Here is a 2,885-nt window from a genome sequence, read left to right on the forward strand (position 1 = left end):
ACGTCCGCATATGGGATTGGGCGGCATCACCCCGAAACAAAAACTGGCATTACATGCCTAGCCTCTACTTTTAAGTGAGCTTAAAAACGGGGGGATTACCGGATTACCAGGGTAAAGGATTGGGCGACGATGTATTGGAGCTTCTTAGGAGCTTGCAAACACGTTTAAAACTTGGACTGTCAAATAGCCTTGAAATGTGGCTCTATTCTCAGGGCTATGTTGATAGAGAGGTTTGCAAGCGCCTTGGTTCTGTTCTTAATGGTCAAGGAGTAGATTCTGATGTGTTCGATTCCGATATATTAAGGACCTACCATCAGGTTATAAGTGAGTGTATTGGCGAGTTCCCATCGTATTTTAGTGGTTAAGCTGCCGTGTAACAAAGCGCTGCTATCGGACAAATTTTCCGCTGCGCTCCAAATTTGCCGCAGAGCGCGGCGTTAAACCCATAGAAATTTTAATCCGAAACTCAAAAATTAGAGTTGGGAATCTAACCCGCTTTTGTCCAAAAACAAGTCACATATCTACTTTAAAACAAACAGGCTACACCGATGTTAAACAGGTGGGCCTGGTGATTAGCGACACGACTGGGGCGGCCGAGCATTCAGGGAGGGACTTGCTGCGTGTCGGAGAGTGAACACCATGGCAAGCCTGCGTTAGTGGATATCAGCAAAGAATATGCGTGGTCAGTGTAAACTAATCTGGTTGCCATAACTTTACTAATGCTATTATTCATCTTAAGTGCATTAAATATAAGGTATTTTTGTCAAGAAGTGAGTTTGAAACCGATCAATCGTTATTTTGCTATTACACTTACGGGCAAACTTTATTGTCGCTTCACAAGTGTTCAGAGTTAGCGGATCAGATCAGTATTGGTGTATCAATAAGATCTCCTATCAAGGCGCGCTCTAGAGATTCTCAGTTTTCACGACAGGATCCGGAGCATGGAGGAGGCCTCAGATGTAGTGCCAACAAGTGAGGGCAGAACTACCATTTTCCGGTAATTAACGTGACTACAGATTGCGGATTTAGCCTAAAACTACATCGAAACATTTTTTTTATGTAATTTTGATCTGGGAAATATTTGGTCAGCGCAAACGTTAATTGCTGATGCTCCAAGGAACAACTTGTTACAACTGCACAATTAAAGTCAAAATATTTAGCAACCTGTGGATACAGGGCTTTAAATAAACTTTCTTTAGCGGAAAATATCAGTGTTGTTGCCATATGCACAGGGATCCCTTGTGCCAATATTATCGCAAGTTCAGCCTCTGTATGTACAAGTTCTACAAATCCGATTGACTCTTCAGCAGAAATATAACTCTCAATATCTATCCCGATGAACGCCCCAGCAGAATGTGGTTCAACGAGCAGCGCGCATAGCGCTTGTGTATTATTGTGGGTAATTGAGCCTACTAGCCCATTAGGCCATATTGGACAACGATCCTTACCTATTGAGATTATTGGCAACGGATGTGAAGGCATTTTTAATTGAGCCATGGCTTGCTTAGCAGCATATCTTCCAGCTAAAAATTCAGCTTGTCTTTTTTTGACGGCCTGAGCCAGCTCACAAGGAAAGTAGATCGACAACTCTTTGAAGAGTTCTTTTAGAAAATGCTTTTTGTCAAAATCACACGAAAATATCACAATCTCAGGATTTTCAATAAGCCAGCAGCATTCATTAGAAATGAAACTATTTATCACACCGTGACAAAATGCCTTATCAGTAACGTTACTGATAGACATAGGCTGCTCTTTAATGAAGGGAAGTAAAGTGCTATTAATAATAGTTACCCATATTGATACCTTTCTATTGGCTAAGTTCACATTTATCAATATGCTGTATTTCATTACAAGTCAAAACAAGATTTACCACAAAATCAACTTGCTCTATCACTGCACTTTGATGTTCATTAATAAAAAAATGACCTCCTGGTATAAGTGTTATCTGGGTTCCACGTTGAGAAAGTTCCATCCACGCTAGAAGTTCAAGGTGCGTAACATCAATATCATCCTCCCCACCCAATACCAGAATAGGGCTTACTATCGGTATTTTTTTTGCCCTATAATCGTGGGCGACTTTAAAGTCAGCACGAAGAGCAGGAATAAAAAAATCAATCAATTCACTATTAGATAACACTTCTTTAGGCGTGCCATTGAGCTCGCCTAATTTTTGAAGAAACTCTGCTTTAGGAAGGTGGTGAATACTTTCACGGCGGGACTCTAAATGAGGAGCTCTACTGCCTGAAGCGATAAAATACTGTGGCGCTGTGATACCTAAAGATTGTAGATTCACTGCTAATTCAAAAGCAACTCGACTACCTAGGCTATGTCCAAAGAAAATATATGGGACATGAGCAAAGATAGATTTCTGCCCCAGTAATTCACTTATAATTGACTCCATCTGTTCATGTGAAGGTTCGCTCACTCTAGAGGCTCGCCCAGGGAGAGTAATTAATACCAATTCTACGTCGTCATTAAGGCAATGAACCCAAGGAATATAAGTGGTGAACGAGCCGCCAGCAAAAGGAAAGCAAAATACACGAAGCTTTGGCGCTATTCTAGGTTTTGGTATAGTAAATATTTTAGCTTTTACCACAGTAAGTACTCGGGTAATCCCCCCATTTTTAAGCTCACTTAAAAGTAGAGGCTAGGCATGTAATGCCAGTTTTTGTTTCGGGGTGATGCCGCCCAATCCCATATGCGGGCGTTCGTTATTGTATGTCCAAAGCCATTGCGTTGCTGTTTTTTGCACTTCAGCAAGGCTTTCAAAGTCATCGCAGGCCAGCCATTCATAACGCACAGTTCGATTATAACGCTCGATATATGCATTCTGTTGTGGATTACCTGGCTGAATGTAAGCTAATTCAATCGATTGTTGCTCTGCC

At 41.4% G+C, this 2,885-nt stretch carries 3 protein-coding genes; all 3 read right to left on the bottom strand.

The features are described 5' to 3' along the window. Positions 1-984 precede the first annotated feature (984 nt). On the bottom strand, positions 985-1,743 hold the full coding sequence (locus tag ACFQNF_RS12320) for a 4'-phosphopantetheinyl transferase family protein (RefSeq protein ID WP_380188250.1): 759 nt from the start codon (positions 1,741-1,743) through the stop codon (positions 985-987). A gap of 64 nt (positions 1,744-1,807) precedes the next feature. Continuing rightward, on the bottom strand, positions 1,808-2,596 hold the full coding sequence (locus ACFQNF_RS12325) for a thioesterase II family protein (RefSeq protein ID WP_380188251.1): 789 nt from the start codon (positions 2,594-2,596) through the stop codon (positions 1,808-1,810). Positions 2,597-2,647: 51 nt separating this feature from the next. Next, positions 2,648-2,885: integrase core domain-containing protein (locus ACFQNF_RS12330; protein ID WP_380188252.1), on the bottom strand; the 238-nt coding region annotated here is incomplete at its 5' end.

The sequence above is a fragment of the Iodobacter arcticus genome, assembly GCF_042664895.1.
Taxonomy (GTDB): Bacteria; Pseudomonadota; Gammaproteobacteria; order Burkholderiales; family Chitinibacteraceae; genus Iodobacter; species Iodobacter arcticus.